Source organism: Yersinia nurmii (genome assembly GCF_001112925.1).
Lineage (GTDB): Bacteria > Pseudomonadota > Gammaproteobacteria > Enterobacterales > Enterobacteriaceae > Yersinia > Yersinia nurmii.
Genome location: NZ_CPYD01000016.1, coordinates 18,295 through 42,975, shown reverse-complemented (window position 1 = coordinate 42,975; position 24,681 = coordinate 18,295). Strand labels below are relative to the sequence as shown.

The window sequence follows — 24,681 nt, the reverse complement described above, 5'->3', positions numbered from 1 at the left end:
ACCTTCTGAAGTAAGTTTGATTGGTATTTATCAGGCTAAGCATAGCAAAAGTGGGAAAACCAGCGCGCTTGCCGCGATAGCTTTTACATCGGGTTACAACTTACATCACAATAATTGCTGTAAATCCAAGGGTTGATAGATGTTCAATATGTTATGTTATAACAATCATGCGCCGTGTAAATATATTCGGGGACTATTTATTGGCTTGGCGGCGTTACTGTATAGCGCGTCAGGGCTGGCTCATCCACACAGTTTTATCGAGATGGAAACCACTTTTGTGGTGGATAACCAGAAACTGACCGGCATGAAAATGGTGTGGACGATGGATGAAATTACCTCCGCCGATTTACTTTATGACGCAGAAAATGCCAAAAGTGACTCGGAAATCTGGAAGAAACTGGCGGCAGAAGTCATGGCTAACGTCTTGGGACAGCACTATTTCACCGATATTTACCGCGATGGAAAGCCGGTGAAATACCTGAATTTACCGACGGAATACCATTTGTCCCGCAAAGGGCATCAGGCGGTATTAGAATTCGTGATGCCTTTAGCCGAGCCGCAGCCGATGATCGGTAAGCCTTTTACAATTTTGACTTACGATCCAACGTATTTTGTCGACATGACTTACCCGGATCAGGCCGCAGTTCATTTACCAATTGAATGGACGAAGAGTTGTCAGGCCACTTTATTTACCCCAAATCCGGACGCATCGTTACAGGCCTACGCCTTGTCGCTAGATAAGGAAGACTCCCCTGGGGAGGATATGGCTTTAGGAAAACAATTTGCCCAACGGATAACTCTACAATGTCAGTAAGTTTTACCCCGGCAACCCGCCGTCAAAAGCACTGGTTCGTTCATCTTTGGCCCTTGGTATTGTTCCTGTTGTGTTTGGCGCTGGCAGCACAACTGGCTTGGTCGTACTGGCCTGAGTTGCTGTTTAAAAGCGTGGTATGGCAAAAAACCATGCACCAGCAAATGGCGCAGCTATTGCAACAGGTAAAAGCTAATCCGCATCAAATGGGGTTAGGGCTGATGTTTTTCAGCCTGATTTACGGTGTGTTGCATGCGGTTGGCCCCGGTCACGGAAAAGTGGTCATTGTGACTTATCTGGCTACGCATCCAGCGCGGCTGAAAAGCAGCCTGAAACTGACATTTTTAGCCTCACTATTACAGGGCGGAGTGGCAATAGCTTTGGTCTCGCTGATATTAGGCGTGTTCCAATTATCCTCCCGTTATTTACATCAAAGCAGTTACTGGATGGAAAAGGGCAGCTTTTTACTGGTTATCCTGTTGGGGTTGTTACTGTGTTTCCGCGCCTTAAGACGGCTTTATCGCCAAGTCACTCGACTAAAACCGAAGAAAATCTCTATCCAGCGTCTGCAACCTTTACCCGCCGATCATGTACATAATGAAAACTGCGGCTGCGGGCATCGACATCTTCCCAGCGATGAGGAATTGCAGGCGGGTAACGATTGGCGCACCCGTTTGGCGGTGATACTGGCGATGGGCATGCGACCCTGTTCCGGGGCGATTATGATATTGCTGTTTGCTAAAGTTATCGGGGTATATGTTTGGGGAATTGCGTCGGCGCTGGCGATGGCGTTAGGAACTTCACTAACAATTTCGCTGTTGGCGCTGTTTGTTCACTACGCCCGTCAGTTAGCGGTGCGTTTGAGTCGGGATCGCGCACCGGCAGCGTGGGGAAGCATCGCTTGGGCCACTTTAGCATTGGCTGGAGGAATTATTTTACTCTTCGCTGGAGTATTGCTTTATCTTTCCAGCCAGCCGTCCATGATGGGAGGCGTTCGTCCATTTGGTCGCTGAATTCTAACCATAAAAAATGCCAGTCAGCGTTAACCGACTGGCATTACAATTCTTAATGAGGGCTGAAAATTAACGCTTCAGCGCTTCACTCAATTCATCGCTCATTGCCTGCAACATAGATTTCACTACGCGCGGGTTACCGGCAACAATGTTACCAGAGCTGAAATGGTTATGGCCGCCAACGAAGTCGGTCACGATACCACCTGCTTCACGAACCAGCAGTTCGCCACCGGCGAAATCCCAAGGTTTCAGGCCAATTTCGAAGAAACCGTCTACGCGGCCAGCGGCAACGTAAGCCAGATCCAGCGCGGCAGAACCCGTGCGACGAATATCAGCACATTGGGTAAATAGCTTACCTAATACATTAATGTAGGCCGGTGCGTGTTGTTTTACTTTGAACGGGAAACCGGTCGCCAGAATGGTGCCATCCAGTTCTTTCGCGTTAGTACCACGCAGGCGGTAACCGTTCAGCTGAGCGCCTTGACCGCGAGTGGCGGTGAACAGTTCATTACGCATTGGATCGTAAACCACAGCCACTTCAGTGCGGCCTTTGATGCGCACAGCAATGGAAACAGCGAAATGTGGGAAACGTTTGATGAAATTTGAGGTGCCATCCAGTGGATCGATAACCCATTGAGTTTCGTACTCTTCACCAAGTAATTCACCACATTCTTCACTAATAATGGTGTGTTTTGGATAAGATTTACGGATAACGTCAATGATCAGATGTTCTGCGTCACGGTCAACGTTAGTAACAAAGTCATTACTGCCTTTCTGGCTCGCTTCGACAGCGTCCGGGGTTTCATAATTTTTGGCAATCAGGTTACCGGCCTTACGCGCAGCGCGTATGGCGATAGTCAGCATCGGATGCATGGGTATCTTCCAACTAGGATGTTAAAGAACGAGAAACGGCGCATAGTATAGCAGGGGATCTGATAAATGCCTACGTTTGTGTTAAGATGTTGCGATACCCCGCTACCCTCAGAGTTTGTATGTTGCACAATATTCGCATTGTTTTGGTTGAAACTTCTCACACCGGAAACATGGGCTCCACCGCCAGAGCCATGAAAACCATGGGCTTAACCAATTTGTATTTGGTCAATCCATTGGTAAAACCTGATTCTCAGGCCATAGCGCTATCTGCGGGTGCCAGCGATGTTATCGGCAATGCCACCATCGTTGACACTCTGGATGAGGCTCTGGCTGGTTGCAGCCTAGTCGTTGGCACTAGCGCTCGCTCTCGTACTTTGCCGTGGCCGATGCTGGAACCGCGCGAATGCGGCGTTCGCAGCGCACGTGAAGCCGAGCATGCACCAGTGGCGCTGGTGTTTGGCCGTGAACGCGTGGGGCTGACTAACGATGAGCTACAGAAATGTCATTACCACGTGGCAATCCCGGCAAATCCAGAATACAGCTCGTTGAATCTGGCGATGGCTGTGCAGATTCTGGCTTATGAAGTTCGGGTGGCCTTCCTCGATCGTCAGGCAGAAATCGCACCTAAGCAGGAAGAGGAAGAGGCGCCTTATCCGCTGGTCGACGATCTGGAGCGTTTTTACCAGCATTTGGAACAGGTTCTGTCCCACACCGGCTTTATTCGTCAGGCACATCCGGGGCAGATTATGAGCAAATTACGCCGTCTGTTTACCCGCGCTAGGCCGGAAACACAAGAGCTTAATATCCTACGTGGAATGCTCACATCGATCGAAAAACAGGATAAACACCAGAAAAGCGCCAACAACGCCAAAATGGCGAAAGATAAAGAATAGTCATATATATCATATTTATATATGAGTATATGGAACCAACATATAAGGATAACGAGGCATAAAATACTTGAGTGAATTACTGGGTTAAATAGTTGACTAAAACACTCAAGAATGGCAGAATTCTAGCTCGTTTCACCAACAGGTAATTTTAAGCTATGAGACTGACATCCAAAGGTCGTTATGCCGTGACCGCCATGCTTGACGTGGCATTACATTCCCAGGACGGGCCAGTACCTCTGGCAGATATTTCTGAACGTCAAGGAATCTCGTTATCTTATCTGGAACAACTCTTTTCACGTCTGCGCAAGAATGGCTTGGTTGCAAGCGTACGTGGTCCGGGCGGCGGTTACCTGCTGGGTAAAGACGCAGGCCAGATCGCCGTAGGCGCGGTCATTACTGCCGTAGACGAATCTGTCGATGCAACCCGTTGTCAGGGTAAAGAAGGCTGCCAGGGGGGCGATCGTTGCCTGACCCATACGCTGTGGCGCGATTTGAGCGAGCGTATCAGCAGCTTCCTGAACAACATCACATTGGCGGAACTGGTCAATAATCAAGATATTTTGGAAGTAGCGGATCGTCAGAACAACGATACGCGTCGTACGGCCAACGGCCGACCGCAAGAGACGATTAACGTCAATCTGCGTGCATAAGCAGAGTCTGCGGGATCTTCAGTTTTTGGAAGTGATGTACGGAGCATAAGAGCAATGACCGAATCAAAAGTAAAAACGCCGATCTATCTGGATTATTCAGCCACAACGCCAGTCGATCCGCGTGTTGCTGAAAAGATGATGCAGTATTTGACTTTGGACGGTATCTTCGGCAACCCGGCCTCCCGCTCCCACCGTTTTGGGTGGCAGGCAGAGGAAGCCGTTGATATCGCACGTAACGACATCGCAGCGCTGGTCGGTGCTGACCCACGTGAAATTGTGTTCACTTCGGGTGCCACAGAATCAAACAACCTTGCCATTAAAGGTGCCGCCAACTTCTATCAGAAGAAAGGCAAGCACATCATCACCTGTAAAACCGAACATAAAGCTGTGCTGGATACCTGCCGTCAGTTGGAGCGTGAAGGTTTCGAAGTGACCTATCTGGCGCCGCAAAGCAACGGTATTATCGATCTCAAACAGCTTGAAGCTGCGATGCGTGAGGACACCATTTTGGTTTCCATCATGCATGTGAATAATGAAATCGGTGTGGTGCAGGATATCGCCGCTATTGGTGAAATGTGCCGTAGCCGCGGGATCATTTTCCACGTCGATGCGACTCAAAGCGTAGGCAAACTGCCTATCGACCTGAGCAAACTGAAAGTGGATCTGATGTCCTTCTCTGCCCATAAAATCTATGGTCCGATGGGCATTGGCGCACTGTTCGTTCGCCGTAAACCGCGTATTCGTATTGAAGCACAGCAGCACGGCGGCGGTCACGAGCGCGGTATGCGTTCCGGTACTTTGCCTGTGCACCAAATTGTTGGTATGGGTGAAGCTTACCGTATTGCCAAAGAAGAGATGGAAAGCGAATCTAAGCGTTTATCCTCACTGCGCAAACGTCTGTGGGATGGCCTGAAAGATATCGAAGAAGTTTACCTGAACGGCGATTTAGAGAATGGCGCACCTAACATTCTTAACGTCAGCTTCAACTATGTTGAAGGTGAATCGCTGATTATGGCGCTGAAAGACCTGGCTGTTTCTTCAGGCTCAGCCTGTACCTCCGCAAGCCTGGAACCTTCTTACGTGCTGCGCGCGCTGGGTATGAGCGATGAACTGGCACACAGTTCCATCCGTTTCTCCCTGGGCCGTTTTACTACTGAAGAAGAGATCGACTACACCATTGCGCTGGTTCGTAAATCCATCGGTCGCCTGCGTGATCTGTCTCCACTGTGGGACATGTTCAAGCAGGGCGTGGATATCAACAGCATCGAATGGTCACATCACTAATTCCAGACTTTCAGATTCAGGAGCACTCAAATGGCTTATAGCGAAAAAGTAATAGATCATTACGAAAACCCACGTAACGTTGGTTCTTTCGATAACGAAGATCCAACCGTTGGTAGCGGCATGGTCGGCGCGCCGGCCTGTGGCGATGTGATGAAATTGCAGATTAAAGTTAACGAAGCTGGGATTATTGAAGACGCCCGCTTTAAAACTTACGGCTGCGGTTCCGCCATTGCTTCCAGCTCGCTGGTGACCGAATGGATGAAAGGCAAGTCTCTCGATCAGGCTGAAGCGATCAAAAACACTCAAATCGCTGAAGAACTGGAGTTACCGCCGGTTAAAATCCACTGCTCAATTCTGGCTGAAGATGCCATTAAAGCAGCGATCGCCGACTACAAAAGCAAACATAACGCTAAGTAGTTGTAAATCAGTATAAATAACCTGTCTGTGGTTTGGGCAGGTTCTCAGAGATGAGGTTGTTGTATGTCGATATCTATCAGCGACAGTGCTGCGCAACGTGTCAGCGCCTTCTTGGAACACCGTGGTAAAGGTTTGGGTTTGCGCCTAGGCGTAAGAACCTCCGGCTGCTCCGGTATGGCGTATGTACTAGAATTTGTTGACGAAATGAACGATGACGATATCGTTTTTGAAGACAAAGGCGTGAAAGTGATCATCGACGGTAAAAGCATGGTCTATCTGGACGGTACCGAACTGGATTTCGTCAAAGAAGGGCTGAACGAAGGCTTTAAGTTCAACAATCCAAACGTCTCCGGTGAATGCGGATGCGGTGAAAGTTTTAACGTTTAATCGTTAGTTTTTGCCTTATATCGTAGCGCTATACTGACGTTTGCTGATTTATCCGGCTCTCTTCCATGCTGTTGAGGTGGGGAAGGGAGCTGCATAAACCCCTCACTCAGCCACACGACAACTTCCGAGCATGCTATGGATTACTTTACTTTATTCGGGCTGCCGGCTCGCTATCTCGTAGACGCCAGCCAACTCACTTCCCGCTATCAGGAATTGCAACGCCAATTCCATCCGGATCGCTTTGCTAGTCAGCCAGAACGTGAGCGTTTACTGGCTTTGCAGCAGGCTGCGACCATCAACGACGCCTATCAAACTCTCAAGCATCCGTTAAAACGCGCAGAGTATATGTTATCTTTGCAGGGTTTTGATTTGAGCAATGAACAGCACACCATGCGTGATACCGCGTTTCTGATGGAACAATTGGAACTGCGGGAAGAGCTAGATGCCATTGAACGTCAGGCCGATGCCGAAAGCGCATTAGCGGCTTTTAACGCACGTTTGGCGGTAATGACCCAAAAACGTAGCGAGCAAATGGTGCAGGAACTGGATAACCAGCAATGGAGCAATGCGGCGGATACCGTGCGAAAACTCCGTTTTCTGGACAAACTACAGCAGCAGGTTGAGCAGTTGGAAGACCGTCTGTTTGACGACTTTGTCTGAGAATCGGGTCGCGGTTAACTGGCTTGTGTCCTGAACTGTTAATCTCATGCTTATGATAGTGAACGACCAAACGTATCTTTTAAAGAATCCCTGAATAGGCTGAACATGCCTGAAAAAAGCAGGGCGTTGGTGTTTCGCTAGAGAAATTTTTGTCATTTATACCCAATAGATTATCCGCTGCCGTTTAGCCTGCGACAGCCTGCAAGTGAAAGGGTATAGACTCATGATTGATGGAAGCTCAACATGGCCTTATTACAAATTAGTGAGCCTGGTTTAACCGCGGCGCCGCACCAACGTCGGCTGGCCGCAGGTATCGATTTAGGGACTACCAATTCCTTGGTTGCTACGGTGCGTAGCGGTAAAGCGCAAACCTTGGCAGATAGTCAGAACCGGGATTTATTACCTTCCGTGGTGCACTATCAGCCCGAAGGCATTGATGTCGGTTGGGATGCGCGTCAGCAGGCGGCGCAGGACCCAGCCAATACCATCAGTTCCGTCAAACGAATGATGGGACGTTCGCTAGCTGATATTCAGCAGCGTTATCCTAATCTGCCTTACTCCTTCCTGCCGAGTGAAAACGGCCTGCCGATGATCCAAACTGCGGCAGGGCTGGTGAATCCGGTTCAGGTCTCAGCCGATATCCTCAAGGCTCTATCGCAGCGCGCGCAGGAGGCCTTAGAAGGCCAACTCGACGGCGTCGTTATCACCGTACCAGCCTATTTTGATGATGCGCAACGCCAAGGTACGAAAGATGCGGCGCGTCTCGCAGGTCTACACGTTTTACGCTTGCTTAACGAACCTACCGCAGCGGCAATTGCCTACGGTTTGGATTCCGGTCAGGAAGGCGTAATTGCGGTTTACGATCTGGGCGGTGGAACCTTCGATATTTCTATTCTGCGCCTCAGTCGTGGGGTATTCGAAGTGTTGGCAACCGGCGGGGATTCTGCACTGGGCGGTGATGACTTTGATCATCTGTTGGCTGACTGGTTACGTGAGCAGGCTGGAATTCCTTCCCGCGACGATCACGGTGTACAGCGACAACTGCTGGATGCGGCGATTACGGCGAAAATTGCTCTAAGCGATGCTGACGCAGCGGAAGTGAGCGTAGCAGGCTGGAAAGGGGAAATTACCCGTCAACAGTTTGAAGCGCTGATTGCGACGTTAGTTAAACGCACGTTAATGGCCTGCCGTCGTACTCTAAAAGACGCCGGTGTCAGCACTGATGAAGTGCTGGAAGTGGTGATGGTCGGTGGCTCAACTCGCGTGCCTTTGGTTCGTGAGCAGGTTGGGCAGTTCTTCGGTCGCACGCCGCTGACTTCCATCGATCCCGATAAAGTAGTCGCTATTGGCGCAGCTATTCAGGCTGATATTCTGGTGGGCAATAAACCAGACAGCGATATGCTGCTGTTGGATGTTATTCCGCTGTCGCTGGGGCTGGAAACTATGGGCGGTTTGGTGGAAAAAGTGATTCCACGGAATACCACCATTCCGGTCGCTCGGGCGCAGGAATTCACCACCTTTAAAGATGGCCAAAGCGCGATGATGATTCACGTGCTGCAAGGTGAGCGAGAGCTGGTACAGGATTGTCGTTCGCTGGCTCGATTCACTCTGCGTGGCTTACCGCCGCTGCCGGCAGGTGGCGCGCACATTCGTGTGACTTTTCAGGTTGATGCCGATGGCCTGCTAAGCGTGACGGCGATGGAAAAATCCACCGGCGTAGAAGCTTCAATTCAGGTTAAGCCATCCTATGGATTGTCTGATGACGAAATTGCCACGATGATCAAAGACTCCATGGCGAACGCGAAGCAAGACATTAATGCGAGAAAACTGGCGGAACAACAAGTAGATGCATCACGGGTGCTGGAAAGTTTGCAAGGTGCGCTGGCGGAAGATGCCGCATTGCTGAGCGAACAGGAAAGCGCGGCGATTGCGCAGGCTGTGGAAGTCTTGCAGCAAAGCCTGCAGGGCAGCGACCCGGCGGCGATTGAAGCCGCAATCAAATCGTTAGATGCACAAACGCAAAACTTTGCCGCGCGCCGGATGGATGCCTCTATCCGTCGTGCTTTGGCTGGCCATTCTGTGGATGAGGTTTAATCATGCCTAAAATAGTATTTCTTCCGAATAAAGACCATTGCCCGGATGGTGCCGTATTTGAAGCGCGTCAAGGTGAAACGATTTTGGACGTTGCTCTGCGTAACGGAATTGATATCGAGCACGCCTGTGAAATGTCCTGCGCCTGTACTACCTGCCATTGCGTAGTGCGTGAAGGCTTTGATTCCCTGAATGAAAGCACCGAACTGGAAGACGACATGCTGGATAAAGCTTGGGGACTGGAGCCGGAAAGTCGTCTGAGCTGTCAGGCTCGAGTGGCTGATGAAGATCTGGTGGTTGAAATTCCTCGCTACACTGTCAACCACGCTCGCGAGCACTAATAGATATTATTCGTCGATCCGCTTTGGGTGGCGGTGGATAAAGGAGAATCGAATGAGTTTAACATGGCAAGACACGCGGGAAATCGGTGAAGCGCTGTACGATCAGTTTCCCGATCTCGATCCCAAAACGGTGCGTTTTACCGACATGCATCAGTGGATTTGCGATCTGGAAGAGTTTGATGACGATCCGGCGCGATCAAATGAAAAAGTGCTGGAAGCGATCTTACTAGTCTGGTTAGATGAGTTCGAGTAAATATCTCTGGGGTCGCGTTGGCGGCCCCGTTTCTTTTTGATAAAAACTGTTTCTTATAAAAATTTTCTATAAATCTTTTCGTATCAATCGCTTTGTATTCGAGACTGGTTTCGCAGGCCAGTAACTAAGTAGCTGAAATACAGCAATAAAATAATAACGACGAGGAAAGCTATGACTACAGAAATTATGCAAGTATCCCTATCAACTCATCCGGCAGATGCCCGCTGGGGCGAGAAAGCCCTGTTAAGTACCAACGATCAAGGCATGACTATTCACCTAACGGGCAAAGATGCTCTGGGTGCGATTCAGCGTGCGGCACGTAAAATCGACGGGCAAGGTATTAAAAAAGTGAAGCTGGCCGGTGAGGGCTGGGGTTTGGAACAAAGCTGGGCTTTCTGGCAGGGTTTCCGTGGGCCAAAAGGTGAGCGCAGCGTTAAATGGGCAGAATTGCCAGAGAACGATCGTCAGGAGCTGGAACAGCGTCTGAAAATTATTGATTGGGTGCGCCATACCATCAATACCCCGGCGGAAGATCTGGGGCCGAAACAGCTGGCTAAAAATGCCATCGATCTGATGTGTAGCGTAGCCTGTGATGCTGTCAGCTACCGCATTACCGAAGGCGACGATTTACGAGAGCAAAACTACGCGGGTATTCATACCGTAGGCCGTGGCTCCGATCGTTCTCCGGTACTGCTGGCGTTGGATTTTAACCCAACCGGTAACCCAGATGCGCCGATAATGGCTTGTCTGGTCGGTAAAGGTATTACTTTCGATTCCGGCGGTTATAGCCTAAAACAAAGCGCCTTCATGGACTCGATGAAGTCCGATATGGGCGGTGCAGCTACTCTGACCGGCGCGCTGGCATTAGCGGCAGCGCGCGGTTTGAATCAGCGTGTAAAACTGTATCTGTGCTGTGCTGATAATATGGTAAGCGGCAATGCCTTTAAGCTGGGCGATATTATTCGTTACCGTAATGGCAAAACCGTTGAAATCATGAATACCGATGCCGAAGGGCGTTTGGTATTGGCCGATGGTTTGATCGATGCATCGGAGCAAAATGCGCCACTGATTATTGATGCAGCGACTCTGACCGGTGCGGCGAAAACCGCTCTGGGCAATGATTATCACGCTTTGTTCAGCTTCGATGACGAATTGGCGCAGGAACTGCTGGAAAGTGCGAAAAGTGAAAATGAACCTTTCTGGCGCTTACCTCTGGCAGAATTCCATCGCAACCAGTTACCGTCCAACTTTGCCGAATTGAACAACGTTGCCGCGCCGTCTTATCCGGCCGGTGCTAGTACGGCGGCGGGCTTCCTGTCGCACTTCGTGAAAAACTATCAACAAGGCTGGCTGCACATCGATTGCTCCGCCACTTACCGTAAAGGTGCTGTGGATCAATGGTCCGCTGGCGCAACCGGTCTGGGTGTGCGTACCGTAGCTAACCTGCTGCTGGCGAAAGCCAAATCATAGGCCGAAGCTGAATCAGTTTTCACCAAGTCTATTTGAATAATCTGGGGCACCTGCTGGTGCCCCTTTATCGATCTGTATAATTCCTAATTGATTGCTGTTTTGGAGTATGAAATGAGTTTTCCGCATCTTCCCTCATCTGACCATGACCATGACCATGACCATGACCATGACCATGAAGAAAATATCGGTGAAAATGAGCTGGAGAAACTATTAAAACTGGCGGCAAGTGAGTCTATTCACCGACCGGCCTTTTTCCGAGCCTTACTCGATGCCACCGTGTTGGTATTGGGCGATTCCGGGCAGGAAAGTCAGGACGGTGAAATGACTTTCTCCGCCAGTAATGGGGTGAATATTCTGCATTGGGAAAAGCAGGACGGCGAATTGACCATTCCTTTTTTCTCTTCGCTGGAAACTTTGCAGCAAGCCATTAGTCAATCTGAAGGCGAAAAAGAGCAGCCTTTTGTGGCGATGCCGGTACGCGTGCTGTTTGAAATGACGCAGGGAGCCTGCCTGTTCTTGAACCCGAAAACTGAATATGGCAAAGAATTTTATCCGGAAGAGGTGGCCATGCTATTGGCCAACGGCGGTGTAGCTAAACCGACGGAAATGGTGGTGGATAAAGAAACGCAGATTCTGCTTGGGCAGCCGGAAGAATATCCGTCGGCGATTGTCGATGCGTTAACCAAACTATTCAGCCAGCGTAAACCGGTACGTCGAGCATTTCTGGCGTTAATTCATGATAAAAGCGTGGATGAGAAACCGAATTTGCTGATCGGGCTGGAAGTGGAGGGGTCAGAAGAAGAAATTGAAATTCTGATTCAGGAAGCAGGCCATATTGCTAGCGAACACGCGCCAGACGATAGCCCGGTTGATTTTTGCGTGGTCTCGGAAAAAGAGCGAGGCGTTAGCCATTATCTGACTACGCATACGCAGCCGTTCTACCAACGGAAATGGGGCAGCTGGCTGCGAAATAGCATTCCCTCATCAGGACAGGCGTAATTTCATACTGGACGGAAGCCGCTGAGTTTCCGTCCTATTCTTCGTATTTATCATTACTTCGTAACGATTTCTTCTGCTTTTCCCTCATTCCTCGTCCTCAAGTGACTAAATCCCGTAAACATCCCTTTCCTTTTTTAACTTTAATAAGATAATAGCGCCTATGTGCGATGGCTTATTCGCTCTCTCAGCCAGGGAAAAACAGAATGAATCCATACCCTAAGAAGGTATTTCAGTCAGGCAAGAAAATTTGTCAGGGAATGATGTTGGCCGGCGCGGTATTACTGATGGCGGCCTGTGATGAGGGCGATAAAACATCCACCGTCGCAAATGCCAAACAGACTCACGCGGCTGCCGTTGTACCTGCAGCCGCCAAAAAAACCGACGCCGCTTCGCTAGCGGAAATGGCTAAGCGTTTTGCCGGTAAGCCTTTGACGCTGTTAGATGCTTCGGAGCTTCAGCTAGACGGTGCCAGCGGAATGGTACTGACCTTCTCCGTTCCTCTCGATCCCAATCAGGATTTTGGTGCGCAGGTGCATTTGGTCGATACCCAAAACGGTAAAATCGACGGTGCCTGGGAACTGTCAGACAATCTGACCGAGCTGCGTTTACGTCATTTACAGCCGGAACGTAAGCTGTTGCTGACGCTGGACGCCGGCCTGAAAGGCATTAGTGGCCAAACGTTAACCGTACCGGAACCGCAAAAAATCACCACTCGTAGCATTAAACCGAGCGTAGGTTTTGCCAGCAAAGGTTCGCTTTTGCCAACCAAACTGGCGCAGGGTTTACCGGTAATGGCGCTGAACGTCGATCATGTAGACGTTAACTTTTTCCGCATTAAACCGGCCAATCTGGCTAATTTCATCGCGACTTGGCAGTACCGAAATTCATTCGGTACTTGGGAATCCGATGAACTGCTGAAAATGGCCGATCTGGTGTATACCGGCCGTTTCGATCTTAATCCCCAGCGTAACACGCGAGAAAAAATCTTGCTGCCGCTAGGGGATATCAAGCCGCTGCAGGAAACCGGCGTTTATCTGGCGGTGATGCAACAGGCGGGACAGTACAGCTATAGCATCGCAGCCAGCATGTTTACGCTAAGCGACATTGGCGTTTCGATACATAGCTATCGCGATCGTCTGGACGTCTTTGCTCAAGGGCTAGAGGGTGGGGCCGCGCTGAAAGACGTTGCCCTACAGCTATTGGATGAAAAAGGGCAGGTGCTAGCAGAAGGGAAAACCGATACTCAGGGTCATGCCCAGCTAGAAAAAAATGCCAAAGGTAAACTGCTGCTGGCGAGCAAAGATGGGCAAACCAGCCTGATCGATTTGGTGGCTCCGGCGCTGGATCTGGCCGAATTTGAAATCGCTGGGCCGGAAGGTTATCAAAAACAATTCTTTGCCTTTGGCCCACGCGATCTCTACCGACCGGGCGAAACCTTGATTGTTAACGGTTTACTGCGGGATGCCGACGGGAAGCCTCTCGCCGCTCAGCCAGTTAAAGTCGACATCGTCAAGCCGGATAATCAGGTGGCCCGCAGCTTTGTCTGGCAACCACAGGGCGGCTTATATCAATACCAATATGCGATTCCGGATAACGCGCTGACCGGCGATTGGGCGCTGCGCTTTGATTTGGGCGACAACCAGCCGCGTTTGTATAAATTCAAGGTGGAAGATTTCCTGCCGGAACGCATGGCGCTGGATATTTCCACCAGCAAACAGCCGTTGAGCACCGATGCCGAGTTAGCTTTTGACGTGACCGGCCGTTATCTCTACGGCGCACCGGCGGCGGATAACCGTTTGCAAGGGCAGGCATTTTTGCGTCCGCAGCGAGAAGCGCTAACCGCACTGCCCGGCTTTGAATTTGGTTCAGTGGTAGAAGAGAATCTATCCCGAACTTTGGATGAATTTGATACCGCGTTGGATAAAAACGGCGAACTGGCCGTGCAAATCGATAACAGTTGGAGCGGCGTTAAATCTCCGGTGAAAGTGATTTTACAGGCGAGTTTGCTGGAATCGGGCGGTCGTCCGGTAACCCGTCGCGCTGAGCAGGCTATTTGGCCGGCGAAAGAATTGGCGGGGATTCGTCCATTATTCAGCAAGCGAAATGTTTATGACTATGTTTCCGATAAATATCGTTCGCAAGCGATGGTAGATGTCGATAGTCAGGCTGAGTTTGAGGTGGTTTATGCCAACGCAGCGGGAGAGAAGCTGGCGGCGAAAGGCCTAAAGGTTCGTTTGGTCCGTGAACGCCGCGATTACTATTGGCAGTGGTCGGAAAGCGACGGCTGGATGTCGCAATACGATAAAAAAGACCTGATGCTGGATGAAAAAAATCTTGATATCGCCGCAGGCAGCAGCGGTAAAGTCAGCTTCCCGGTGGAGTGGGGGGCTTATCGAGTTGAAGTAAGCAATAGCCACAACGATTTGATTAGTAGCACCCGTTTCTGGGCCGGTTACGATTGGCAGGACAATACTGGTGGCAGCGGCTCGGTGCGTCCGGATCAGGTAAAACTGACGCTGGATAAACCGGCTTATCGTCCGGGCGAAAAAGTGAAATTACATGTGGAAGCGCCAGCGGCCGGTACCGGTTATTTGCTGGTGGAGTCCAGCGACGGCCCGCTGTGGTGGCAGGAAGTTGCGGTGCCAGTAGGCGGTGCCGACGTTGAGGTGCCATTGAATAAGGACTGGAACCGACATGATTTGTATCTGAGCGCCACGATTATTCGTCCGGGTGATAAAACGGTGCAATCCACGCCTAAACGAGCAGTAGGCATTCTGCATCTGCCGTTGGTCGATGAAGGGCGTAAGCTAGGACTAACGCTGGATGCACCGGCGCGGATGCGTCCGAATGAGACATTGACGGTCAAAGTCAAAGCCAACCCAATAGACGGTAAATTGCCGAAGAAAGTGCAGGTGCTGTTGTCCGCCGTGGATAGCGGAATTCTCAGCATTACTGATTTTGCTACGCCAGATCCTTACGATGCTTTCTTTGGGCGTAAACGTTATAGCGTCGATCAATATGATGTATACGGTCAATTGATTGAAGGTCAGGGGCGCTTGGGTAGCTTGCGTTTTGGTGGGGACGGTGATGAGGAAGATGCTCTGTCTCGCGGCGGTAAAAAACCGATAACCGAAGTGACCATTGTGGCTCAGCAGGCGCAGCCGGTGACACTGAATGAACAAGGTGAAGGTTCTATTCAGTTAGCTATTCCGGATTTCAACGGCGAATTACGTTTGATGGCACAGGCATGGAGCGATGAGGATTTCGGTAAAGCCGAAAGCAAAGTGATCGTTGCTGCGCCGTTGATTGCACAGTTAGCCACGCCGCGCTTCCTGGCGGGTGGAGACCATACCGAACTGGCGCTGGACTTAAGTAATCTGTCCGGTCATCCGCAAAATTTACAGGTGAAACTCAGCGCCACTGGGCTGATCGCGTTAAATGGCTCAGGGGAACAGCAGCTTTCTCTCGCTAACGGCGAACGTAAAACTCTGCTGATTCCAGTGCAGGCTCTGAACGGTTTCGGTCAGGGGGATATTGGTTTGGTGATCAGCGGCGTTGCCCTGCCAAACGAAAAGCTACCGGATTATCAGCATCACTGGAAAATAGGCGTGCGACCGGCTTATCCGGCACAGACTCGCCATTTCGCCAATATTCTGCACAGCGGTGAAAGCTGGATACTGCCGCCGGAGGCCACCGAAGGTCTGGAACAAGATACCCTTGAAGGTCAGTTGTTGTTAACCAGTCGACCACCGTTAAACGTGGCGCGCTACATCAGCGAGCTGTATGCCTATCCTTATGGCTGTCTAGAGCAAACTGTTAGCGGCCTGTATCCGTCGCTGTATAGCAATCATGCCCAGTTGACTTCCATTGGCATTAAAGCCGATAGCGATGAAAAACGACGCAAATCCATAGATACCGGCATCGAACATCTGCTGAGTATGCAAAAGGATAACGGCGGATTTGCGCTGTGGGATAAACAGGGTTGGGAAGAACATTGGCTGACGGCCTATGCCACCGATTTCCTGTTCCGAGCTAGCCAGCAGGGTTACAGCGTACCAGCCAGCGCGCTGACGGCGGCCAATAACCGTTTACTGCGTTATTTGCAGGACCCAAGCCAAATCGAGATGCGCTACAGTTCCAATGATTTGCATTCACGCTTTGCGGTACAGGCCTATGCTGGGCTAGTTTTAGCTTCGCAGCAGAAAGCGCCTCTGGGTGCATTGCGTCAGTTGGCCAACCGCAGTAAAGATGCCCGCACCGGCTTACCACTGGTGCAATTGGGTATCGCGCTGAAAATGATGGGTGATATGCCGCGAGCCGAAGTCCTGCTGACGCAAGGGATGACGACGACACGCGCTAAAACCGATTATTGGTTGGGAGATTACGGCAGTGAAATTCGCGACGATGCTTTAATTCTCTCACTGTTAACAGAAAATAACCTATTGCCGCAGCAACGCGATAGCCGATTGCTGTCGTTGTCTGAGCAACTAACTGGAAAGCGTTATTTATCGACGCAGGAAAGCAACGCGGTATATCTGGCCGGACGCACTTTAATTAGCGCCAGTGAAACTCCGTGGCAGATAGCTTTCGCGACAAATAACGCGGAAGGGGCGGCAGAAACCCATGATAAACCGCTTAGCCAGAATTGGTCTGCTAAGCAGCTGACCGAAGGATTGGTACTACAGAATCCGGGAAGCGCGGCGGTTTATAGCCGATTAGATTTAGTGGGCTATCCGCAGATGGCACCAACGCCTTCTAACAATAATCTAAGTATCACACGCACCTATCTGGACATGAACGGTCATCCGGTGCAGTTGGATCAGGTTAAAAGCGGCCAGTTAATCGTGGTTTACCTGAGAGTGGGCGCTAACCAACGGGTGCCTGATGCGCTGGTGGTCGATTTGTTGCCTGCCGGGTTGGAACTGGAAAACCAGAATCTGGGTGATAGCAGCGCCAGTCTGGGTGAAAGCGCCAGCGGGTTGCCGGAGCTACAGATGAATATGCAGCAGGCGACCATTAAACATCAGGAATTCCGCGACGATCGCTATGTTGCAGCCGTTGATGTCGATGGCTATAACTTTACCACGCTGCTGTATCTGGCCAGAGCGGTCACACCGGGTACTTACCTGATTCCACCGCCGCAGGTGGAGTCTATGTATGTACCGGAATGGCGTGCCGTGGGCTCAACGCCAACGCAGTTACGCGTACTGAAATAAACTTTCTGGCCTCTTTGCTGCGGATCATCTGTGCAAAGGGGCCGAAATCATTGCCTTATGACTCATTTTTTTCGTTTTCGCCGCCGTTTCTGGCTCTCTTTGCTGTTTATCTCGCTGCTGCTGCCGGCGGCTATTTGGCTGGCTGATAGAATCTGGCCGCTGCCGCTGACTGATGTACAAATGGCACGGATTGTGGTGGCGGAGGATGGCTCTCCCCTATGGCGTTTTGCAGATAATGACGGCGTTTGGCGCTATCCGGTCAGTATCAAACAGGTTTCTCCGTATTATTTGCAAGCGTTACTAACCTATGAAGATCGCTGGTTCTATCACCATCCTGGTGTTAATCCATTGTCTCTGGCGCGTGCAGCCTGGCAGGATCTTCGAGCGGGGAAAATACTCTCCGGCGGCAGTACGCTTTCCATGCAGGTTGCGCGCCTGATCGATCCACATCCTCGCACTTTAGGTGGAAAACTACGTCAGGTCTGGCGCACCTTTCAGCTGGAATGGCATCTGTCCAAAGACCAGATTTTGGAGATTTACCTGAATCGCGCGCCTTTTGGCGGGACATTGCAGGGAATCGGTGCCGCTAGTTGGACTTATTTAGGTAAAGCACCGGATAACCTGACCCAAGGGGAAGCGGCTTTGCTGGCGGTACTGCCGCAGGCACCCAGCCATTTGCGTCCCGATCGTTACCCTTTACGTGCCAAAGCGGCGCGAGATAAAGTATTAACTCGATTGGCGCAGTACGAGGTTTGGCCTACGAGTCAGGTGACTGAAATTCAACAGGAAGATATCTGGCTGGCTCCTCGGCAAGTGCCACAACAGGCACCTTTGCTGGCTCGTCGTCTGACTCTCGGTAACAAGCGTGAAGTCATTCAAACGACGCTGGACGCCGGTTTGCAGCGCCAACTGGAAGATATGGCCGCAGGCTGGCGGCACCAGTTGCCGGAGAAAACCTCTCTCGGTGTACTCGTGGTCGACCACACAACCATGGAAGTGAAGGCTTACATCGGCTCGGTTGATTTCGGTGATGACAGTCGTTTCGGTCATGTTGATACCATCAGCGCGTGGCGTTCACCTGGCTCGACGCTCAAGCCCTTTTTATATGCGATGGCGTTGGATGATGGCCTAATTCACGGCGAATCGTTGTTACAGGACGTTCCGCGTCGGTTTGGCAATTATCGTCCGGGGAATTTTGATACCGGTTTTCACGGGCCGGTGAGTGCTAGCGATGCATTAGTGCGTTCGCTGAATCTGCCAGCGGTACAACTCTTGGAAGCTTATGGTTCCAAACGTTTTGCCGCCAAGTTGCGCAATGCCGGCTTGATATTACGATTCCCACTGCACAGCGAACCTAATCTGGCGCTGATATTAGGCGGAACCGGCGCGCGTTTAGATCAATTGGTGGCTGCTTTTAGCGCCTTTGGGCGCGGGGGGATGGCCGGACAGCTACGTTTCGAGCCTAAGCAACCGTTGCTTGAGCGGCGGCTATTTTCCCCCGGCGCGGCGTGGATTGTGCGACGGATAATGGCGGGAGAAGGGAGGCCGGTTCCCGACGATATTTTACCTGCGGTTGTGCCTTTGGCATGGAAAACCGGCACCAGTTACGGTTATCGGGACGCATGGGCAATTGGTCTGAACGCTCGCTATACGCTGGGTATTTGGGTTGGTAGACCGGATGGAACACCGGTTGCAGGGCAATTTGGCTTTGCCACTGCGGTACCTATTTTGCATCAGGTTAATAGTGTACTCATGGCGCGATTGAATCAGGGAAATCGAGCATTACCGATCGACCCGCGGCATGAATCAGTGAGCCGGGAAGAAATCTGCTGGCCGGGCGGGCAGCCATTGCCAGCCGGTGACAGTAACTGCCGTCAGCGACGCCAGAGTTGGGTGCTGGAAGGTACTTTGCCGCCCACGCTGGCGGCTCCCGGGCAGGAAAATATTCAAGGTAGCCAGATGAATATATGGCTGAATAAGCAAGGTCAGCGAGTGGCGGCCGATTGCCCAGACGCTACGCCGACCCGTTTAACTCTCTGGCCGTTGCCGCTTGAGCCTTGGCTGCCGTGGGCAGAGCGTCGGGCGCAACGTTTACCGCCGGTGAATGCCAACTGCCCGCCGCTAGCAGAAAATGACAGTCCTCCACTTTTGATTCTGGGGATCCGGAATGGGGCTGTTGTGCGTCGTCTACCGGGCAAGAGCAGTCTGGATTTACGATTGGAAGCGCAGGGTGGACAAGGGGAACGCTGGTGGTTCCTAAACGGCGAGCAGGTTGCTAGCACTCAAAATCATCAATCATGGCTACAAACGCTGACCGTTCCGGGTCGTTATCAGCTAAATGTGTTGGATGAAAGTGGGCAAGTCAGCAACGTTGAATTCCGACTGGAGTAAGGAAGTCTAAATCATCTTAATGAAAAGAATGCAATGCATTTGAAAATACGATGTATTTGTTGTTTTTATATTAAAAAATAATGTAACCAATAAGACTTTGGTTTTATATAATCCAAATTGATTTTTTATTCTTTTTAACCTCGGCTGTTGATGGTTTTTTTTAGAAGTGAATCTTATTTTTCTTTATCAATGATCAATAGCAATATTGGAGTGTGGATGATGAAAATAAAAATATTATCAATTATGATATTCACTACAATACTTTCCTGCTTCGACGTATTATCCAATGAGCCAAAAGTCTGTTTCTTTATGAATGATAGTTATCGAGGCGAGTCTCTCTGTGCTAGGAAAAATAACTCAGTAGAAAGTATTCCTGAAAGATGGAATGACCGTATCTCATCGGTAGTTATTCCTCATGGATTAGCAGTTAATGTTTATAAAGATATTAATTTTTCAGGCGATAAGTTAGTTATTAAAAAAGATACTGACTTCGTTAAAGACAAAACTAAAAGAGGTTTTAACGATGAGATTAGCTCATTTGAAGTAAACAGTACGGCATGTTTTTATGAAAGTGATGAGTTTTCTGGAAATGTAGTATGTCTGGCTGCAAATGAAAGTATCGATCTTTATGTCAATAGCTATCATGGTCGGCAGAACTACCATATTCTTAATCCCCTTAACGATCAGATCAGTTCTATTAGTGTTCCACAAAATATGCAAGCGGTTGTTTATGAAGACGATAACTTTCAAGGGGAATACTATTTTTTGACAGAAGACTTCACATATCAGGATTTAGAGAGATTAAATATTAATAATAGAATAACCAGTATAAAGGTTTTTCAAAACAATAACTTTACTTGCGATCAGCGCTGTGTAATCAAAGACGTTATGCGTATTCCTTTAGGAAACACTTTTGGTCACTATTGGTTGGACTATCGTTTGAATTCTAAAGAGGCATTGATTAGTTTTATATTAAATAATGATGATGACTATTCTATATCATTCGTTGACGGTGGTATTCTTCGGGTAAAGAATCGAGAACTGTATTTTATGCATAATGATAAACACAGCAGTTTTAATTTTCGGTTTAATGATGATAGCGATAGATTATCATTTCTCTCCCGATTCAATGGTGACTATTTTGAAATACAGTTTATTGAGTCGAAAGGAACGAAAAGCATTTATGTTTCTCCGTTGTTTAGTTCACTCTTTGATTATGGAAAAGAAACCGTTGATTTTAAGGTCAGTAATTTCAACCTTGAAACACCCGTCGTCATTGACAAACTGGTATTAACCGGAGAACAGGGAAGCAACCGACAAACCCGCAGCGTGGTGGGAATATTATCTTGCTGGTCGTCGCCGATGCTCAGTATTTATAACTATGTGATTCAGGGGCGCTGTAATCAGGCTGACAGATTTGTCAGCAATGCCGATGAGTTCTTTAAAAAACCGAACGATAAGATATTGCAAATATCAGGCTCGGCAAAACCTTTACCTAAACTGGAATCGAATGAAACCTTTCAGATGGAGCGTCAAATCGTCAATTTGCAGTCTGAACCCAAAGGTCTTCTCACTCAGATTCATTCCGATATGAATGGTAAGGCCTTAACGGTTCCTGCGACGGCGCTGGCTTGCAAAGTTTCCATGAAAGATCAGTTACTTCCTCATCTACGCTCTCGCCGTGATTTGGCTCCTGGCTGCATAGAATGGACCTTGAATATATTAACCGACTTTACTTTACTGTTTGGCGGCAGCACGGATAGCTGGAATTCGGAGAATTTTGGACAAATTATTGAACGAATTATACGAAATGGTGATACCGGACACGCCGTATCTGATATTCAAACTGAAACTCGTCTGATTAACAGAGTCCAGACGTTATTCAGGGAAACGGCTCAATCTTCTGTAAACCAAGAAATCTTTAATTTGAAAACGGCTTTTGAGTTTTCCCAGCTTAGCTATGCGGCCTATCTGTTTCATGATAATAGCGAAGATGAAGATAGAGTACAAACTCCTCAGGCAGTGCAATCACTCCCTCTTGGACGATATGAACTGTCGCTGCAAGATTTTCATTTTATAGAAACTATCCCCAGAATTCGGCGTGGAGAACGCTGGGTAGAACATCCCGAACAGCATTTCGATATTGAAGTGATCAGTGGCCCGACTGAAGCGACCGAGGCTGCCAGAAGCCGACTTATGCCGATTATTGATGAATGGAGGCAGATATATCATCAGGTAAAACTGCCTGCCAGCGTTGATCTGCCGACGGAAATTGGCGAGTCTCTTGAGCAGGTCAATAACATCGAGCAGTTGCATGAGGCCTCGCGCCTAGTGAGCGATGTGACACAAAGCTGGTTAAGAACCAGCCGTGATGACTATATCTATGTGATTGTGCGCTTATCTGGACAGATCGTCAGTATTACCATGGCGGTAGACATCAATGAATTTGACGCCGGGATAGCCGGCTCTCTGACAAACCCAACCTACGTGTTGCATCCGCAGGCTGAGGGGTCGATAAGAGGGGCTGGTACCGCTGCAATCAGGGCATTGGCCGATTATTTGAGCAAAAAAGGGAAACGCGCATTGGTTTCCAGCGTGATCAGCCAGCCTTCGGCCATAGTGAAGAAAAAAGTTGGCTTTAGGTTTATTGAGGAACTTTGACAATTTTTGGCAAGATAGGAATGATAGATCTGAGCAGAACGGTAACCGGTTAATACCCGTAGCTTTTTATCCGCTGACTTGATTTTTATGTGAAATGTGATTTGTGCACAAAAATGAGGAATTAAGATAACAATTTTTTAATAAATTGTTGTAATTCCCATAGGCAAGCGCTTTCGGCACACATATAATCTGCGACCACTTAACAGGGTCGGCGCAAAAATTACTTTAAAGAATCTGCCTGTAAGCCAAGCGGCAACGCTAATTCAGGGTGGTTTCCAAGTCCGGTCAATATTAGAAATCAAATAAAATAGAGGTTGTCATGACTGTAGAACGTACTTTTTCCATCATCAAGCCAAACGCAGTAGCTAACAACGACATCGGTGCTATCTATGCGCGTTTTGAAAATGCCGGCTTCAAGATTATTGCTGCAAAAATGCTGCACTTGACCAAAGAACAGGCTGAAGGCTTCTACGCAGAACATAAAGGCCGTCCTTTCTTCGACGGTCTGGTTGAGTTCATGACCTCTGGCCCAATCATGGTTCAGGTTCTGGAAGGCGAAAATGCGGTTCAGCGCAACCGTGACATCATGGGTGCAACCAACCCAGATAACGCGCTGGCAGGCACCTTGCGCGCTGATTTTGCCGATAGCTTTACTGCTAATGCGGTTCACGGTTCTGATGCCGTTGAGTCAGCACAACGTGAAATCGCTTATTTCTTCGGCGAAAACGAAATTTTTCCACGCAGCTAATAGGTTGATTTAAGAGGAGTCAGGGCAATTTTCATCGGCTGACACAATAAAAATGCAGCCATGCCCTTTCAACCGTAGAATCCATGCCTTAAAATTCGTACAATGCCGCGCCCCGGATGAGCCAGCTCTCCCGGGGCATTTTTATTATTTATCCATCGCCGTTTCTTTAAGTGCCACCCGGTTTAAAGCACAGCGCCGCAAAGTGTAACAACGAGGCCACGACAACTCATGTCTGAACAACAGTTATCTGCAACAATTCAACCCGATGCTTCTCCTGCTGCCGACAGCGCAGTGCAGGTAGCCGCGCCGGCCACCGCTAAAATCAACCTGCTCGATTTGAATCGCCAGCAAATGCGCGAGTTTTTCGCTGAAATGGGTGAAAAACCATTCCGAGCAGATCAGGTCATGAAGTGGATGTATCACTATTGCTACGATGATTTCGAGCAAATGACCGACATTAATAAAGTGCTGAGAGCAAAATTACAGCGCGTGGCCGAAATTCGGGCGCCGGAAGTGGCAGAAGAACAACGCTCAGCGGATGGCACCATTAAGTGGGCGATCAAAGTTGGCGACCAGCAGGTTGAAACCGTGTATATCCCTGAAGCCGATCGCGCCACTTTGTGCGTATCTTCTCAGGTTGGTTGTGCTCTTGAATGTAAATTCTGCTCAACCGCTCAGCAGGGCTTCAACCGTAACCTGCGGGTTTCCGAAATTATCGGTCAGGTATGGCGTGCGGCCAAAATTATCGGTTCGCTGAAAGCAACCGGTACTCGCCCGATCACCAACGTCGTTATGATGGGGATGGGTGAGCCGTTGCTGAACCTGAATAACGTGGTTCCGGCGATGGACATCATGATGGATGACTTCGGTTTTGGTTTGTCCAAACGTCGAGTCACCCTGTCTACTTCAGGTGTTGTTCCGGCGCTGGATAAATTGGGCGACATGATTGATGTGGCGCTGGCCATTTCTCTGCATGCGCCAACCGATGATATTCGTGATGAAATCGTACCAATCAACCGTAAATATAATATCGAAACTTTCCTCGCTGCGGTTCGTCGCTATTTAGCGAAATCGAACGCCAACGGCGGGCGGGTAACGGTTGAGTACGTTATGCTGGATCACATTAATGACAGCACCGAACAGGCTCATCAGCTGGCAGAGTGTTTGAAGGATACACCGTGTAAGATTAACTTGATTCCATGGAACCCCTTCCCAGGCGCGCCATATGGCCGTAGCTCCAATAGCCGGGTAGATCGTTTCTCCAAGGTATTGATGGAATACGGATTTACGACTATTGTTCGTAAAACCCGCGGCGATGACATCGATGCAGCCTGCGGCCAGTTGGCGGGCGAGGTGATTGACCGAACCAAGCGCACGCTGAAAAAGAAAATGGCCGGGGAACCTATAGCCGTTAAGACAGTCTGAACCTTACGGGGCGTTTAGCTCCGTTTAACTGACTGTTATTTAAGTTTTAATCTGCAAGATGTCAGGTGTCACGCGTAGGTAATACAGCAAATATGAGG

19 protein-coding genes are annotated in these 24,681 nt (G+C 49.5%); 18 read left to right on the top strand and 1 reads right to left on the bottom strand.

Annotated features, from left to right (window positions below; translation table 11 throughout):
* The first annotated feature begins 148 nt into the window (after window positions 1-148).
* Both AD970_RS16955 and AD970_RS16950 read left to right on the top strand, forming a co-directional pair.
* Window positions 149-814 carry a DUF1007 family protein gene (locus AD970_RS16955; protein ID WP_049601893.1) on the top strand — a complete coding sequence of 222 codons (666 nt, stop codon included), beginning with the start codon at window positions 149-151 and terminating at the stop codon, window positions 812-814.
* Window positions 805-1,824 carry a nickel/cobalt transporter gene (locus tag AD970_RS16950; protein ID WP_049601756.1) on the top strand — a complete coding sequence of 340 codons (1,020 nt, stop codon included), beginning with the start codon at window positions 805-807 and terminating at the stop codon, window positions 1,822-1,824. The genes AD970_RS16955 and AD970_RS16950 overlap by 10 nt, the downstream gene beginning before the upstream one ends.
* A 69-nt stretch (window positions 1,825-1,893) precedes the next feature.
* On the opposite strand, the gene suhB is transcribed toward AD970_RS16950, so the two are convergent.
* On the bottom strand, window positions 1,894-2,697 hold the full coding sequence (gene suhB / locus AD970_RS16945; RefSeq protein ID WP_049601754.1) for an inositol-1-monophosphatase: 804 nt from the start codon (window positions 2,695-2,697) through the stop codon (window positions 1,894-1,896).
* A 119-nt stretch (window positions 2,698-2,816) separates the two neighbouring features.
* Here suhB and trmJ point away from each other — a divergent pair, with 119 nt between their 5' ends.
* The 16 genes from trmJ (at window position 2,817) to AD970_RS16865 (ending at window position 24,583) form a co-directional block, all read left to right on the top strand.
* Window positions 2,817-3,590 (top strand): tRNA (cytosine(32)/uridine(32)-2'-O)-methyltransferase TrmJ, encoded by a 774-nt coding sequence (gene trmJ, locus AD970_RS16940; protein WP_049601751.1) that lies wholly within the window; start codon window positions 2,817-2,819, stop codon window positions 3,588-3,590.
* Window positions 3,591-3,745: 155 nt separating this feature from the next.
* Entirely contained in the window at window positions 3,746-4,240 is a 495-nt protein-coding gene (gene iscR, locus AD970_RS16935) for a Fe-S cluster assembly transcriptional regulator IscR (protein WP_049601747.1), read from the top strand.
* Window positions 4,241-4,294: 54 nt separating this feature from the next.
* Window positions 4,295-5,524, top strand: coding sequence for an IscS subfamily cysteine desulfurase (locus AD970_RS16930; protein ID WP_049601744.1), 1,230 nt, complete (start codon window positions 4,295-4,297; stop codon window positions 5,522-5,524).
* Between the two features lie 30 nt (window positions 5,525-5,554).
* The gene (iscU, locus tag AD970_RS16925; RefSeq protein ID WP_049601742.1) at window positions 5,555-5,941 is read left to right on the top strand and encodes a Fe-S cluster assembly scaffold IscU; all 387 of its coding nucleotides are present in this window, start codon (window positions 5,555-5,557) and stop codon (window positions 5,939-5,941) included.
* Window positions 5,942-6,004: 63 nt separating this feature from the next.
* Window positions 6,005-6,328: an iron-sulfur cluster assembly protein IscA gene (gene iscA, locus AD970_RS16920; protein ID WP_049601740.1), complete on the top strand. Its 324-nt coding sequence runs from the start codon at window positions 6,005-6,007 to the stop codon at window positions 6,326-6,328.
* Window positions 6,329-6,463: 135 nt separating this feature from the next.
* Window positions 6,464-6,988 (top strand): co-chaperone HscB, encoded by a 525-nt coding sequence (gene hscB, locus AD970_RS16915; protein ID WP_049601737.1) that lies wholly within the window; start codon window positions 6,464-6,466, stop codon window positions 6,986-6,988.
* 243 nt (window positions 6,989-7,231) lie between these two features.
* Complete coding sequence (hscA, locus tag AD970_RS16910) at window positions 7,232-9,082, top strand: Fe-S protein assembly chaperone HscA (protein ID WP_049601735.1); 1,851 nt, start codon at window positions 7,232-7,234, stop codon at window positions 9,080-9,082.
* Between the two features lie 2 nt (window positions 9,083-9,084).
* Entirely contained in the window at window positions 9,085-9,420 is a 336-nt protein-coding gene (fdx, locus tag AD970_RS16905; protein ID WP_042525582.1) for an ISC system 2Fe-2S type ferredoxin, read from the top strand.
* Between the two features lie 52 nt (window positions 9,421-9,472).
* Window positions 9,473-9,673 carry a Fe-S cluster assembly protein IscX gene (gene iscX / locus AD970_RS16900; protein WP_049601731.1) on the top strand — a complete coding sequence of 67 codons (201 nt, stop codon included), beginning with the start codon at window positions 9,473-9,475 and terminating at the stop codon, window positions 9,671-9,673.
* Window positions 9,674-9,844: 171 nt separating this feature from the next.
* Window positions 9,845-11,143, top strand: coding sequence for an aminopeptidase PepB (gene pepB / locus AD970_RS16895; protein WP_049601728.1), 1,299 nt, complete (start codon window positions 9,845-9,847; stop codon window positions 11,141-11,143).
* Between the two features lie 111 nt (window positions 11,144-11,254).
* Entirely contained in the window at window positions 11,255-12,142 is an 888-nt protein-coding gene (sseB, locus tag AD970_RS16890; protein ID WP_049601725.1) for an enhanced serine sensitivity protein SseB, read from the top strand.
* A gap of 203 nt (window positions 12,143-12,345) precedes the next feature.
* Window positions 12,346-17,358, top strand: a complete 5,013-nt coding sequence (locus tag AD970_RS16885; RefSeq protein ID WP_049601722.1) for an alpha-2-macroglobulin family protein — start codon at window positions 12,346-12,348, stop codon at window positions 17,356-17,358.
* A gap of 57 nt (window positions 17,359-17,415) precedes the next feature.
* Complete coding sequence (gene pbpC / locus AD970_RS16880; RefSeq protein WP_049601721.1) at window positions 17,416-19,749, top strand: peptidoglycan glycosyltransferase PbpC; 2,334 nt, start codon at window positions 17,416-17,418, stop codon at window positions 19,747-19,749.
* Window positions 19,750-19,968: 219 nt separating this feature from the next.
* Complete coding sequence (locus tag AD970_RS16875; protein WP_049601890.1) at window positions 19,969-22,410, top strand: peptidase inhibitor family I36 protein; 2,442 nt, start codon at window positions 19,969-19,971, stop codon at window positions 22,408-22,410.
* 319 nt (window positions 22,411-22,729) lie between these two features.
* Window positions 22,730-23,158 carry a nucleoside-diphosphate kinase gene (gene ndk / locus AD970_RS16870; protein WP_049601718.1) on the top strand — a complete coding sequence of 143 codons (429 nt, stop codon included), beginning with the start codon at window positions 22,730-22,732 and terminating at the stop codon, window positions 23,156-23,158.
* Window positions 23,159-23,386: 228 nt separating this feature from the next.
* Window positions 23,387-24,583, top strand: coding sequence for a bifunctional tRNA (adenosine(37)-C2)-methyltransferase TrmG/ribosomal RNA large subunit methyltransferase RlmN (locus tag AD970_RS16865; protein WP_049601715.1), 1,197 nt, complete (start codon window positions 23,387-23,389; stop codon window positions 24,581-24,583).
* The last annotated feature ends 98 nt before the right edge of the window (window positions 24,584-24,681 follow it).